Below are 14,003 nucleotides of genomic sequence, written 5' to 3'. Positions count from 1 at the left end.
ATTCCTCCTATTTTTCAATCATTCTATTAAGCACTGTAATATCGGTTTGTTTCATGCCTTCTTTAGCAACATATCCGATATTCCTTATTGTATTTTCAACACAATCTTTTAACAATCCATCTCCTGCAATAAAGTTTTTCCCTTTTTTAGCAAGATTAAATCCAGTTATACCTGCATCAACAGCTGTGGCAATTTTTGCAGCACATGATGGTTTTGCACCATCACACAACATACCAGATGCAATCATTAAAGCATTACTAATTGTATATTCAATAATTTTGAAATTTTGTGTTTCAACATATGCAATACCTGCTCCTGCAGCTACACCAGCTGAGGTAACTCCACAATATGCAGAAAGTCTTCCTATAAATCTTTTTATATGAAGTGCAACTAAATTTGAAATAATAAGTCCTTTATAAAGTATTTCTTTAGATACATTCCTTTCCTTTGCGTATTCAATAACTGGTATACTACATGTTATACCCTGATTTCCTGACCCCGCATTTATAACAACTGATAAACTACAGCCACTCATTCTTGCGTCAGATCCTGCAGCAGCCTTAGCTCTTGCCCTAGTTCTCAAACTATCGTCTTCATCTAAAAGCATTTTTCCTACTGCAGAACCCCAATTTCCAGTTAATCCTTCTTTTGAAATTGCAGTATTTGATGAAATTTGTTGTTCTAATAAATTTTCAACTTTATTTAAGTCAATATTTTCAGCATATTCAAATATTTCTTTTACCGACAATTTATCATAATCTTTGTGAGATTTTGCGTTTGAATAGCAATTGTCATACATATGTACTTCACCATTTTTTATGATTTTAACAATGTTTGTATGTTTATTTTTTATTTCAACTTCAACTTCATTTCCTTCATTATCATATAAAACAATTTCAATATCTAAATTTTCTTCTCCTTCTTTTAAAGAAACAAAAATTTGTCCATTATCAAGCATTCTTTTGGCATTTTGAATATCTTCTTGTGTTACCTCTGATAATACTTCAAGTCCTTTATCAGCTTTCCCTCCTATAATGCCTATTGCAGCAGCAGATTCTACACCCTTCATGCCATTTGTATTTGGTACTGTTACACTTTTTACATTTTTAATGATATTTCCGGAACATTTAACTTCAACTTTAACTGGTAATACTTCTAAAACCTCCCTTGCTTTTGCAGCAGCAAGAGCAATAGAAATGGGTTCGGTACAGCCACAAGCTTTGATTAGTTCACTCTTAAGTAGATCTGTAAAATCAATCATGCGCTCCCCCTTTTTATTTTGTAAAAAAAAATTAAATAAAAATATTATTTGTGATAACGTTTTTATTTAATCTGATTATAACATTTATTTAAAAAAAATAATAGTAGTAATTGAATTTTTTTTCAAAACTAACCATTAATTATTTTTAATATTTTGTGCTTTATTTTTATATTCATTATCATTTTCAATAATTTCATATGGATTATCTACTAATTTTTTATAGTAATTTAATTTAAATTCTTTAACTATACTACCTGGTGATTTACTCATTACAAGCACTCTATTTCCAAGAGTTAGAGCCTCATCTATATCATGTGTTATCATAAAAAATGTTTGTGATTCATTTACCCACATTTGTCTTATAAATGCTTGCATGGATGCTCTAGTAATTGCATCTAACGCACCAAATGGTTCATCCATTAATACAATGTCTGGACTAGTTATCAATGTTCTTGAAAGAGCAACTCTTTGTTGCATACCACCAGATAATTCAAAAGGATAATGTTTTCTATATTCAGATAATTTTGTTTTTTCCAAATATTCATCAACAAGTTTATTATAATATGTTTCTCTGTTTTAGCAACTTTTAATCCATATTTTATATTATTTTCAACATTTAACTATGGATACAAATTAGTTGATTGAAAAACTACGCCTCTGTCATCTCCTGGGCCTGATATTTCAGTATTTTTTTTTATACTTGTCCACTGCTTGGCTTTATAAAACCTGCTATTAATTTTAGTAGCGAACTTTTTTCACACCCGGATGGTCCTAATACAACTATAAAATCTGATTTATCAATCTCTAAATTTATATTACTAATAGCATGAGTATTTCTTAAATTTTCGTTATAAACTAGTGAAACATTATTTAATTTAATCATACTTAATATTTCAATTAAAACAATAAAAAAATAATCAAAGTTATAAGTTTACCACCTTATATACATCCATTATTTTATCGAAATTATTCAATATCTAATTTTTCCTTAAAAAATGTTCCGTTTTCTAATTCCCCAAAAGCTTCTTCTAATTCTGCTCTAGAATTCATAACTATTGGGCCTGCCCATGCGATAGGCTCATTTAATGCTCTTGATTGTATATACAATATTTGTGATCCACCATCCTTGCCTTTAAGTGTTAAAGATGTCCCATTTGTTAATTTAACAGCTGTTTTTTCACTAATTTCTTCACCTGCTACTACAGCACCTCCCAATAAAGTAAATACCATTACAGAATCATCTTCTTTCATTTCAATATTAAATTCTGTACCCTCATTTAGGTGAATATCATAATAATTCAATGGTAAATGCTCGCCTTGATGACCTTTATATTCACCATATTCCCCAGCAAGTAATCTTAAATATCCTCCATCAAATTCAATTTCATAAATTTGATCATTTCCAATATTATGATATGTTGGTGAACTCATTTTGTTTTTTTTAGGTAAATTTAACCATAATTGTACCCCTAACAATCTATCAGATGCAGGAACTTGTTCTTCATGTAAAATACCTGATCCTGAATTCATCCATTGTATTTGTCCATCACCAATAGCATCTTCATTTCCCAATGTATCCTTGTGAACCATTTTACCTTTGTATAAGTAACTTATTGTTTCTATCCCTCTATGTGGATGTAGTGGAAAACCTGCTGTATATTCATCAGGATTTACACTATCAAATGAGTCTAACATTAAAATTGGATCAAATTCTTTGGTATTTCTATGTCCTAAAACTCTTACCAGGTTTACTCCTGCTCCATCAACAGTTCTAAATCCTTGTACTTTTGTCTTTACTTTTCTTTCCATAATATTCCCCCTATCTTTTCTTCTTACAATTTTACCCACGATTTTATATCTAAAACAATTAATCAAATATAACAATATTTTTACAAAATTGATTTTTATACAATTTACACATATAATTAAAACATTAAGTTAGGAGTAAATAATGAAAAAATCAATGAAAAAATTTATAGTTTTATGGTTTGGCCAATTAACTGCCTCCATCGGACACGGACTTACAACTTTTGTACTTAGTGTTTTTGCATTCTCTGTATCTCAATCAGCTGTTGATGCATCAATGGTAATGCTTTTAGGATTTTTGCCTTATATAATTCTAATAGTCCCTTCAGGAGTATTAGCTGATAAATATGATAGAAGATTATTAATGATTTTAGGAGATGGACTTTCTGCACTAGGAATTTTATATATTTTGATCATGAAAATGAATGGAAATCTTTCATTGATAGATGTATATATCGGTGTTACCATAAGTTCAATTTTTTCTGCACTTATGACTCCAGCATATCAAGCAACTGTCAGTGACATTCTTAGTAAAGATGAATATATAAAAGCAAGTGGTTTAATACAAATTTCAAACTCTGCAAAGTTCCTTATTTCACCTGTATTGGCTGGATTTTTAATCGGTATTTCTAAAGGATTTGAGATTATATTATTAATAGATATATTAACAGTTTTTGTTACAATAGCTACATCATTTTATATAAAATCCGGATTAGAAAGTAAAGTCTATGAAATAGAAAAAGATTTTTTCAAAAGTTTATATAATTCTTGGAAAATCTTAAAAAATAATCGAGGAGTTTTTGATTTAGTTTTAATTTCAACGGCTCTTACATTTTTTATTGCATTTATACAAACTTTATCTAGTCCATATTTTCTTTCATTTTCAAACAGTGAAACTTTAGGTAAAGCAATGACAGTCGCTGCTTTTGGAATGTTACTTTCAGGATCGATTTTAGGAGTTTACTCTATTAAAAAAAATCATATCAAGTATATGGCTCTTTCTCTTTTCCTAGCAGGCATGTTTATGTTTGGATTTGGTTTGACTATAAATATATATATAATTACTCTATTTGGTTTTTTATTTTTTTCAACTTTACCAGTTGCAAATAGTACAATAGATTACATGATTAGAATAAATTTAGATAACCAACATGAAGGAAGAATTTGGTCGTTTATAACATTCATCTCTCAGATGGGATTTGTACTAGCCTATCCTACTGCAGGTCTTTTAGCAGATAATATATTTACTCCTATAATGTCAAAAAATGGTTTACTTGGAAATTCTATTGGTAAAATCATGGGCGTTGGAAATGGAAAAGGAATCGGATTATTAATTATGATTGCTGGAATATGTCTTTCCCTCACAGCTTTAATAATAATAAAATCAAAAAATATTAGAAATTTAGAAAAAAATAAATCTTATTAATAATTTATATAAAAATACCGAAAAATCACTTAATTACATTTTAGTGAATTTTCGGTATTTTTTAATTTTTATAAATTAATGTCTCAGGATGTGAAAAATTAAATTTAATATTTTTATTTGGATTTATAAGTAAATTTAATATTGTATCTTCTTTAGTTCCCATTCTTGTATCTATAACCAATTTTCTATAAGGCTTAAATCCACATTTTTCCTGAACTCTTTTTGATTGATTATTAAAAATAAAATATCCTGATGTTAAGAAGTCATAATGAAATTCATTAAATAAATAATTTATTACTGCATTTACTGCTTCAGGCATTAGTCCTTTTCCCCAATATTCTTTACTCAATACAAATCCAAGTTCTCTACCAATGTAATCATCAAATTCTGTTAATTTATCTTCACTTCCATATTTTTCAACTCCTAATGATCCAATAACTCTTTTATCTTCTTTATGGAATAATGCAAAAGTTTTATCTCCATTAATAAACATATTTAAGATTTCTTGGGATTTATCTTTATTTTCATGTGGACTCCAACCAGCCATTTGCCCTACACCATCAACTGAAGCATATTCATAGAAATCATCCAAATCACTTTGTTTAAACGGTCTAAGTATTAATCTTTCTGTTTCAATGATTTTTCCATTTAATTTAAAATCGGCATTCATCTTAAATTCCTTAAATTAATTTATAATAATTTTTTTTACTATTATATCAAAAATTTTTACTTCAAATACTTTTCAAACCATTTTTGAATTTCATATAGTCTTTTTAATCTTCCTTGTGGTTTTCCTGTTCTTGAAAGGTCGTGATTTTCACCTTCAAAAATTACAAGCTTTGTATCTACGTCATTCATCTTTAATGAAGCATACATTTGAACACCCTGTTCTAAAGGACAGCGGTAATCTTCACTTGCATGTATGAATAATGTTGGTGTTTTTACATTTTTAGCATATTTTAATGGAGATTGTCTCCAAACAAGCTCTAAATCATCCCATGGATTTGCCTGTGTTTGATCATCAACGAAGTAGTATCCTATATCACTTACTCCATAAAATGAAGTCCAATTTGATATTGATCTTTGACTATTTGCAACCTTAAATCTATCAGTATGACCAATTATCCAATTTGTCATGAAACCACCATAGCTTCCACCCATTACGGCTAATCTTGATTCATCTATATCTGAATATTTTTCAAGAACTTCATCTGTAAATTTCATTAAATCGTCAAAGTCGATAGTTCCATATTTTCCACGAATGTCTGAAAAATCATCTCCTCTACCTGATGAGCCTCTTGGATTTGTGTAAAATACAAAATATCCTTGATTTGCTAGAAATTGCATTTCATGATGTAAAACTGTTGAATAAGCAGTTTTTGGCCCACCATGAATTTGTAAAATTCCTGGATATTTTTCACCTTTTTCATAACCAACTGGTTTTATAACATAACCAACAAATTTATTTCCATCATTTTCAAAATTAAATTCTTCAATTTGGGATAAATTTACTGCTTCTAAATCTTTTGAAAAATCTGTTAACTTAATTTCTTGATTATTTTCTAATTTATATAACTCAGGAAGTTGTAAATCCCTCATTGCTGTAAAATAAAATTCATTCCCATCATATGTAAATCCTTCAACTGACCCATTTCTTGAAATCACTTCTTCTATATTTCCATCTAAATCAATACTCCAAACCACAGAATTATCAAAATATGTAGAAACAAAATACATTTTATCATCAACTATTTGAACCGGATTACCTTCTCCTTGTCTGGCATCAGTCCCAACTGTATTGAAAAACGCAATATCGATATTATCTGATGAAATTTGTTTTTCATTTTTTCCATCTATATCGTAATAGAAAACTTTAGGATCTTCATTTAATCCTGTTTTCTTTATGTCTGTTGCGATACTGATTATTCCATCTTTTATGAAATCTACATAATAATGAGCTTTACCTTTAGATATTTCTTTAATTTCTAGAGTTGAAAAATCTAATATTCCTATATAATTTGTCAATTCCATTACATCAGTATTGTTTGAATAAATAACAACAGCATGTGTTTTATTTTTATTTAAGACAAAATCAGATATTTCAATCTCATCAGAATTAATTTTTATGTCGTTTCCATTTTCATCTAAAATGTACAAATCAGTTTTATTCCCATAAATGTATCCTGCACCATTAAACCAAAATGGAAGTTTAGCTATATCTTGATAATCCGATTTTTCAGTTGAAATATTACTTGTATAAATAATTTTATTATCATTTAATTCATAAAACTTTCCAATGGAATGCTCTGATTTTATTAATTCAACAGCTTCACCACCATTTGGATTAATTTTGTATAATCTAGACTTAATTTCTTTTTCTTCTTTTGAATCTCCGTATATCATTTCTTCTAATTCTTTTGGAAGTTTATCTTTTTTCTTTGAGTCTACATTCCTACTTGATGAAAATACAATTGATCCATCTTTGAAGAATGTAAAATAGCCATCTTTTCCAGAATTTGTCAATTGAATTTGCTTATTACATTTTTTATCATACAAATAAATATTTTTTTCATATCTATTTGCTTTCATATTTACAGTAGTAATGTGATATGCAACAAAATCTGCATTTTGATCGACATTACTAATATATTTAAAGTCCTTAAAACTATCTATTTTCATATTTTTACCTTTCTATAAAACATTTTTAGTTACACCAAATATTTTATATCAATTAATTTATTTTTTCTACACTAATTTGTCAAATTATTTAGCCATCTTTTCTTTTTATAAAGAGGCAAAATTAGGAAGAATTTTATAAATTCTTCAAGACTAACTATCATAAAAATCCATTCAATTCGCCATTTTAAGAATAAAACTCCAATAAATGACATAGGAATTGCGAATCCCCACATTGTTGAAAGTTCAATTAAGAATGGAATTTTTGTCTCTCCACCTGCTCTAAAAATACCAGTATAAAGCATACCATTTAGGAATCTAAAAGGAATAAATAAACCTCTTATTATCAATAAAGATATAGCCATGGCATATATATGTGGTTCAATATTTGTATAAATCTTCATCAATAAATGTGGCAATCCAGCCAATATTGATAATGAAATAAATCCTAATGTAGATGTTATCTGCAAGAAATATTTAGCATATCTATCAGCTTTTTCAATTTTTCCAGCCCCCAATGTTTGACCAATAAGTACAGTCGCAGATGTATTTACAGCATTTACAATTATGAAAAATATATTTTGAATTGTATTGGTAAGCTGAATAGAAGCAGTTGCATCTTTTCCAATTCTTGCATAAGCAATTGCAAATAATAATTGTCCTAATGCCCATAAGATTTCTGCTAGAATAATTGTAGTACCAATTTCAAAATACTTCTTAATTCTTACTGATTCAAACTTTAGTAAATTTGTAGGAGTCAATAAATTAACCCCTGGTTTATGTCTTAAAATCATTAATGTTAATAGTACAATTTCCACAATTCTAGCAATAATCGTACCTAATGCTGCACCAGAAACTCCCATTGCTGGTGCTCCAAACTTTCCAAAAATAAACATGTAATTGAAAAATACATTCACAAAAAATGATACTATAGAAACCAGCAAAGGCTCTTTAGCTCTATTACATGATCTTAAAACAGTATTAAAACATTGAGAAATAGCTGTTATTAAGAATGTTAATGATATTAACCTTAAATAACTAATACCGACATTAATTACTGATTCATCTGGGATTAATATTCTCATTATTTGATATGGATATAATAGTGAAAACACAGTAAATATCACACCAATTAAAATGCTAAATTGCATAATTATAGTTAGATATTTCCTAACACTATTTATATCTTTATCTCCAAAATATTGTGCAAAAAATACTGATCCTGTACTGCACACACCAAAACAAGCAACAAAGAAGAAAAATACAAATTGATTTACAAGTCCTACTGCTGCTATTTCCGAGCCACCTAATGAGCTAATCATTACTGTATCAGCCATATTTATTGATGTTGAAATCAAAAATTGTATTGATACAGGAAGCGCCACAGATAACATCATTCTTAAAAATATTTTGTCGCTAAAAAATAATTTTTTATTCATATTTACCTACTATCTTTTATTAAAATATTCATTAGTCTTTTTAACTACTACACCACTTAATAAAAATAATCCTATTAAATTTGGAATAGCCATCAGTCCATTCAATGTATCTGAAATCGTCCAAATATCCTCAAGTCCACCAACTGCACCAACATAGATTAATGGTATGTAAACAATTCTGTAGATTAAAACATGTTTTTCACCAAACAAATACGCAAAACATCTTTCGCCGTAATAATACCAGCCAACAATCGTTGAAAATGCAAACAATGTTAATCCAATTGAAACTATGTATTCTCCACCATTAAATCCTGTATTAAATGCTGACATTGCAAGTTCTACACCTTTTAATCCACTATTCCATTTATCAGAAGTCAATATTACAAGAGCAGTCATTGTACAAATAACTAAAGTATCCATAAATACCTCATATACTCCCCAAATACCTTGCTCTACAGGGTGATTTGTTTTTGCAGCACTGTGTGCAATTGGTGCTGAACCTAATCCTGCTTCATTGGTAAATATTCCCCTTGATAAACCTTGCCTTAATGTTAATAATATGGTTGATCCAATGAAACCACCTACTGCAGCATGAGTTGTGAATGCACTCTTAAAAATTTCAACTACTACCGATGGAATCTGTCTATAATTTACAAATATTACTATAATTGAGCCAAAAATATAAAAAAATGCCATTACTGGTACCAATCTACCAGTAACTTTAGCAATATTTTTTAATCCACCAATTAAAACTAATGAACTTAAAATTGTAACAATAATCCCTACTGTTGATGGATTAAAATTAAATGATGTTTTCAATGCTTGAGTAATTGAATTTGATTGAGTCATATTACCAATTCCAAATGATGCTAACATACCAAATATAGAAAACAGAAATGCTAAAATAGGCATTTTTGCTCCATTTTTCAAATAATACATTGGCCCACCTGAAAAATGTCCAGTTTTTTCATTCTTTTCTCTATAAACAATTGATAAAACTACTTCTGCATATTTTGTAAACATTCCAAAAAATGCAGAAATCCATATCCAAAACACAGCACCCGGTCCACCAACTGCAATAGCCAATGAAACTCCAGCAATATTCCCCGTACCCACAGTAGCAGCCAAAGCTGTTGCAACTGCTTGAAATGGTGTAACAGTCCCATCTCCTTCATGATTTTTATGAAACATTTTTAGAAATGTATTTTTTAAGATAAAACCAAATTTTCTAAAAATTATTCCTTTTGTTCTAATCATAATTAAGAGACCAGCCCCTAATAATAAAATTATCATTGGCCAGCCCCAAACTATGTTAGAAATTATTTTATTAATTTTTAATATTTCCGACATAAAACTCCTATTTTGCATTATTTTCTACAATTTTAACAATCAATTCTGATGCTTTTCTCATCCATTCAGTTGGGATAAATTCATATCTACCATGGAAATTCATACCACCTGCAAAAATGTTAGGTGTAGGAAGTTCCATAAATGACAATTTAGCCCCATCTGTACCACCTCTAATTGGAACAATATTTGGAACTATGCCAATATCTTCCATTGACTTTTTAGCAAGTTCAACTATTTCCATTTTTGGTGTAATTTTTTCTTTCATATTAAAGTAAGAATCTGTTATTTCAAGCTTTACAGCATCTTTATATTTCACATTCAAAAATTGTGCTGCAGCTTTTAACACTTCTTTCTTTTCATTAAACTTATCCATATCATGATCACGAACTATATATGTCATTTCAGTAAATTCAACACTTCCTGAGAAATCTGATAAATGTATAAATCCTTCATAATTTTCTGTGTATTCTGGTTTTTGTGCAACAGGAAGCATTGATTCAAATTCCATACCAATTCTTACTGAATTAATCATTGTATTTTTTGATGAACCCGGGTGAACATTTTTACCTTGAATTTTAACAATCACAGTTGCAGCATTAAAGTTTTCATATTCTAATTCGCCAAGTGGTCCACCATCCATAGTGTAAGCAAAATCTGCTCCAAAACCTTCAACATCAAATAAATCTGCGCCTCTACCAATTTCTTCATCTGGAGTAAATCCAATCTTAACATCTCCATGCTCGATTTCTGGATGATTTACTAAATATTGGATAGCATCCATAATTTCTGAAATCCCAGCTTTATCATCAGCTCCTAAAAGTGTTGTCCCATCAGTTGTTATAAGCTCCATTCCAACTAAATCATTAAGAATAGGAAAATCTAAAACTTTCATTGTGTATTCATCATTTAACTTAATATCTCCACCTTCATATTTAAATATTTTAGGATTTACACATTTGCCATCTAAATCTGGTGCTGTATCCATATGAGAAATAAATCCAATTGTAGGAATATCTTTATCTACATTTTTTTCCAAAGTACCATAAACATATCCATTTTCATCCTGAAATGCATCTTTAATTCCTAAAGCTTTTAAATCTTCAACTAGAATTTTACCTAATTCTAATTGTCCCGGTGTGCTTGGACATGTTGTATTTTCTTCATTTGATTTTGTATCTACTGCAATATATTTCTTAAATCTTTCAATTATATCCATTTTAAATGCCCCCTATCTTAAATATTCTTTTAAATTTTCTACAGCTTTTTCCAAATTTTCCATTGATGTTGCATAGCTTATTCTTAAATGTCCTTCTCCACCAGGACCAAAATACGATCCAGGAATTGTAGCAACTTTTGCATTATATGCAATTTCAGATGCAAATTCTTGAGAATTTTGATTTCTATCTTGTGGAATTTTTGCAAAAATATAAAAAGCTCCATCTGGACTTGAAACCTCAAAGTTTAATTTTGTAAGTTCATCAACTAAGAAATCTCTTCTCTTTTTATATTCAAATTTCATCAATTCAGAATCTTGTTTTCCGTATTTAACAGCTGCTAATGCTCCATATTGACTAATTGATGTTGCATTTGTAACGTTAAATTGATGTGGTTTTGAAATTTCTTTTACAATTTCATCCGATGATAAAATAAATCCTATTCTCCAACCAGTCATAGCATGAGATTTAGACAATCCTGTAATCAAAATTGTATTTTCAGGTATAATATTCGCCATTGAATAATGGGATTTTTCGTAAACTAATTCTGCGTAAATTTCATCACAAATAACGTATAAATCATATTTTTTTATAACTTTTGCCAATTCTTCAAGTTGTTCTCTTGTATATGAAACACCTGTTGGATTATTAGGATTTACTAAAACTACAGCCTTATATTCAGTTTCAGGGTTATTTTTTATAATCTCTTCCAATTTTTCTGCGGTAAAAACAAATCCATTATCACTTGTATCTACTAATTGAAATTTTCCATAAGTCATCATGATTTCAGGCATATACAATGGAAATGTTGGTGTAGGAATAATAACAACATCGTCTGGATTTAATATTGCTTGGAAAGTTGAATTCATACCTTCTGTCGCTCCAACTGTAACTATAACTTGATCTTTTGTATAATTAAAATTAAATTTTTCATTATAGTAATTAGCAACTTCTTCCCTAAGATCCAATATTCCATTACTTGCTGTATAATGTGTAAAATTATCGTCTATTGCTTGTTTAGCTGCTTTTTTAATATGATCCGGTGTATTAAAATCTGGTTCGCCAAGTGTTAATTTTACAATTTCAGGTATTTGATTTATCTCGTGATTAAATTTTAATATATTTGATTCACTAAGTTTTTCAACTATTTTATTAAATTTCATATTTACCTCTGTGTTTATTTATTATCTTTATATTTTATAACTTTATTTAACTTTAGTCTAGTAAAAAAGCACTAAAATACATAATTTTAGTGCTAAATTTTTATTTATTTTCTTCTATTAACTTTTGTAAAATAACCGCATCCTGAGATGCTACATTTTCGTAAATATTTTTATAAAATTCTAACAAGTCTTTATCTCTTAGTATAAACTTAACTTGTGTATTTGAAAGTGCAACTTTAATTAATTTATTTTTTTGTGATGAAGTCCAATCACTAATTTTACTCATTTCATGTATAAGATTATGTGTGTGTGAAAAACTAGTACTATCTTCCAATTTGTTTATCAAATCTTCTTTATACTTTTCTTCATCAGATTGATTTTTCATTTCTATGTCTTTTTCATGTAAAGCGGTATAAAAATGATGTTCCAAAATTTCATTTGTTACCGTACGATCAATTATTTGTTTTACAAGCATTTCTAAATCAGAATCTTCTTGATAATCAGCAGGAGCAAAATACTTAATTCTTCTATCTTCAAGCATCTTAAAAACCTTAGATTTATCGTTTGTTTCTGCATTATATACACCGATAGAATGTCCACCATTCATATTTACAAGTGTCATACATGGTACATCAGTATCACTATCCCCTATATAAATCATATTTCTAAAAGGAACTCTCTTTTTATCCCCTTCATAATGGTTATTTACATTTTGGTCATTTATATCTAAAACTCCTTTTTTTATTCTAAATAAGAATTGAGTTTTATTAGTATAATTTACTGCTTGTGCTGGCCATACAGCCACACCACTTTCATCAAAATAAAATGAACTTGCATAAATCTTTTTAAACTTATCACTAATTATTGTTCCTTCAATCATTTCTTTTAAACCTGAAGAGATAATGTAGTGCTCAACTTCAACCCCATGCTCTATACCATATTGATTAATTCTATCAAACCATGTATCAACTCCTGGGAAAAGTCCAACTCTTGATCCATATTCCTTTAAATTTAATTTTGTAAGATTTTTATTTTTAGTCATAAGATACATATACGCTAAATTTGTATCCATTTCATTTTCAACAGCAAGTTTATTAGATTCTTTCCAAAACTCATTTACTTCATATCCTATAGATTGGATAAATCCTTGAGCTTGCATATCATCTGGAGATAATGTTTTATCAAAATCATAACAGATTGCTACAATAGGTTTTTTATTAATTTTCATCTGATACCCCATATCATTTAAATAGTTTGTTAATATTGATTTTATCTATTGTTTAGATAATTTTATTATATATTATCCATGTTATAAATTCAACAATACTCTAAATTTTATAGAATTTCTGAGGTTTTAAATTTTTGTACCATCAAATGAATTGCAAATTATCGAATTTGATAATTTTTTCTAATAATTTCTTCAAATTTAAATTTAATAATTATATCTAAATTTTTATTTTAGTATTATTTTCTCCTATATTTTATATTTTTAGAATATCGTATATTACTTTACAATTTTAGAAAATCAGATCACTACCATATTAATTATTGAGAAAAATGGGGATGAAAATGAAAAAACAGCATATTCTACCGTATCGATTCCTCAGAAAAATAAAAAAGGTTAAGCAATATCTATATAATTTTTCAACATATTGTTTAACCAAAAAA

12 protein-coding genes are annotated in these 14,003 nt (G+C 28.4%); 1 reads left to right on the top strand and 11 read right to left on the bottom strand.

Annotation, left to right across the window (positions count from 1 at the left end):
* Positions 1-7 precede the first annotated feature (7 nt).
* From ABGF48_RS05430 to ABGF48_RS05415, 4 genes are all read right to left on the bottom strand, one after another.
* Positions 8-1,261, bottom strand: coding sequence for an L-cysteine desulfidase family protein (locus ABGF48_RS05430; RefSeq protein WP_408105322.1), 1,254 nt, complete (start codon positions 1,259-1,261; stop codon positions 8-10).
* A gap of 135 nt (positions 1,262-1,396) precedes the next feature.
* Complete coding sequence (locus ABGF48_RS05425) at positions 1,397-1,798, bottom strand: ATP-binding cassette domain-containing protein (protein ID WP_408105321.1); 402 nt, start codon at positions 1,796-1,798, stop codon at positions 1,397-1,399.
* 157 nt (positions 1,799-1,955) lie between these two features.
* Positions 1,956-2,144: an ATP-binding cassette domain-containing protein gene (locus tag ABGF48_RS05420; RefSeq protein ID WP_408105320.1), complete on the bottom strand. Its 189-nt coding sequence runs from the start codon at positions 2,142-2,144 to the stop codon at positions 1,956-1,958.
* 83 nt (positions 2,145-2,227) lie between these two features.
* Entirely contained in the window at positions 2,228-3,070 is an 843-nt protein-coding gene (locus tag ABGF48_RS05415) for a pirin family protein (RefSeq protein WP_408105319.1), read from the bottom strand.
* 142 nt (positions 3,071-3,212) lie between these two features.
* On the opposite strand from ABGF48_RS05415, the gene ABGF48_RS05410 reads away from it, so the two are divergent.
* Positions 3,213-4,493, top strand: a complete 1,281-nt coding sequence (locus tag ABGF48_RS05410; protein ID WP_408105318.1) for an MFS transporter — start codon at positions 3,213-3,215, stop codon at positions 4,491-4,493.
* A gap of 61 nt (positions 4,494-4,554) precedes the next feature.
* Here ABGF48_RS05410 and ABGF48_RS05405 read toward each other — a convergent pair whose 3' ends face one another.
* The 7 genes from ABGF48_RS05405 to ABGF48_RS05375 form a co-directional block, all read right to left on the bottom strand.
* Positions 4,555-5,163 carry a GNAT family N-acetyltransferase gene (locus ABGF48_RS05405; protein WP_408105317.1) on the bottom strand — a complete coding sequence of 203 codons (609 nt, stop codon included), beginning with the start codon at positions 5,161-5,163 and terminating at the stop codon, positions 4,555-4,557.
* 56 nt (positions 5,164-5,219) lie between these two features.
* Complete coding sequence (locus ABGF48_RS05400; RefSeq protein ID WP_408105316.1) at positions 5,220-7,172, bottom strand: S9 family peptidase; 1,953 nt, start codon at positions 7,170-7,172, stop codon at positions 5,220-5,222.
* A 71-nt stretch (positions 7,173-7,243) separates the two neighbouring features.
* Positions 7,244-8,608, bottom strand: coding sequence for an MATE family efflux transporter (locus tag ABGF48_RS05395; protein ID WP_408105315.1), 1,365 nt, complete (start codon positions 8,606-8,608; stop codon positions 7,244-7,246).
* A 9-nt stretch (positions 8,609-8,617) separates the two neighbouring features.
* Positions 8,618-9,958, bottom strand: coding sequence for an alanine/glycine:cation symporter family protein (locus ABGF48_RS05390; RefSeq protein ID WP_408105314.1), 1,341 nt, complete (start codon positions 9,956-9,958; stop codon positions 8,618-8,620).
* Positions 9,959-9,965: 7 nt separating this feature from the next.
* The gene (gene pepT / locus ABGF48_RS05385) at positions 9,966-11,174 is read right to left on the bottom strand and encodes a peptidase T (RefSeq protein WP_408105313.1); all 1,209 of its coding nucleotides are present in this window, start codon (positions 11,172-11,174) and stop codon (positions 9,966-9,968) included.
* Between the two features lie 12 nt (positions 11,175-11,186).
* Positions 11,187-12,335, bottom strand: coding sequence for an aminotransferase class I/II-fold pyridoxal phosphate-dependent enzyme (locus ABGF48_RS05380; protein ID WP_408105312.1), 1,149 nt, complete (start codon positions 12,333-12,335; stop codon positions 11,187-11,189).
* Between the two features lie 100 nt (positions 12,336-12,435).
* Positions 12,436-13,563, bottom strand: a complete 1,128-nt coding sequence (locus tag ABGF48_RS05375; RefSeq protein WP_408105311.1) for an HAD family hydrolase — start codon at positions 13,561-13,563, stop codon at positions 12,436-12,438.
* Positions 13,564-14,003 lie beyond the last annotated feature (440 nt).

Source organism: Helcococcus bovis, from assembly GCF_046035835.1.
In the GTDB taxonomy this organism is placed as follows: domain Bacteria; phylum Bacillota; class Clostridia; order Tissierellales; family Peptoniphilaceae; genus Helcococcus; species Helcococcus bovis.
The sequence above is the reverse complement of the archived record's forward strand: the minus strand, read 5'-3'. Positions and strand labels throughout refer to the sequence as shown.

Bases quoted from the DNA above. Each gene is read 5' to 3' on its own strand.
- ABGF48_RS05430 (WP_408105322.1), bottom strand. From the start codon at position 1,261: ATGATTGATTTTACAGATCTACTTAAGAGTGAACTAATCAAAGCTTGT.
- ABGF48_RS05420 (WP_408105320.1), bottom strand. From the start codon at position 2,144: ATGATTAAATTAAATAATGTTTCACTAGTTTATAACGAAAATTTAAGA.
- ABGF48_RS05415 (WP_408105319.1), bottom strand. From the start codon at position 3,070: ATGGAAAGAAAAGTAAAGACAAAAGTACAAGGATTTAGAACTGTTGAT.
- ABGF48_RS05410 (WP_408105318.1), top strand. From the start codon at position 3,213: ATGAAAAAATCAATGAAAAAATTTATAGTTTTATGGTTTGGCCAATTA.
- ABGF48_RS05405 (WP_408105317.1), bottom strand. From the start codon at position 5,163: ATGAATGCCGATTTTAAATTAAATGGAAAAATCATTGAAACAGAAAGA.
- ABGF48_RS05400 (WP_408105316.1), bottom strand. From the start codon at position 7,172: ATGAAAATAGATAGTTTTAAGGACTTTAAATATATTAGTAATGTCGAT.
- ABGF48_RS05395 (WP_408105315.1), bottom strand. From the start codon at position 8,608: ATGAATAAAAAATTATTTTTTAGCGACAAAATATTTTTAAGAATGATG.
- ABGF48_RS05390 (WP_408105314.1), bottom strand. From the start codon at position 9,958: ATGTCGGAAATATTAAAAATTAATAAAATAATTTCTAACATAGTTTGG.
- pepT (WP_408105313.1), bottom strand. From the start codon at position 11,174: ATGGATATAATTGAAAGATTTAAGAAATATATTGCAGTAGATACAAAA.
- ABGF48_RS05380 (WP_408105312.1), bottom strand. From the start codon at position 12,335: ATGAAATTTAATAAAATAGTTGAAAAACTTAGTGAATCAAATATATTA.
- ABGF48_RS05375 (WP_408105311.1), bottom strand. From the start codon at position 13,563: ATGAAAATTAATAAAAAACCTATTGTAGCAATCTGTTATGATTTTGAT.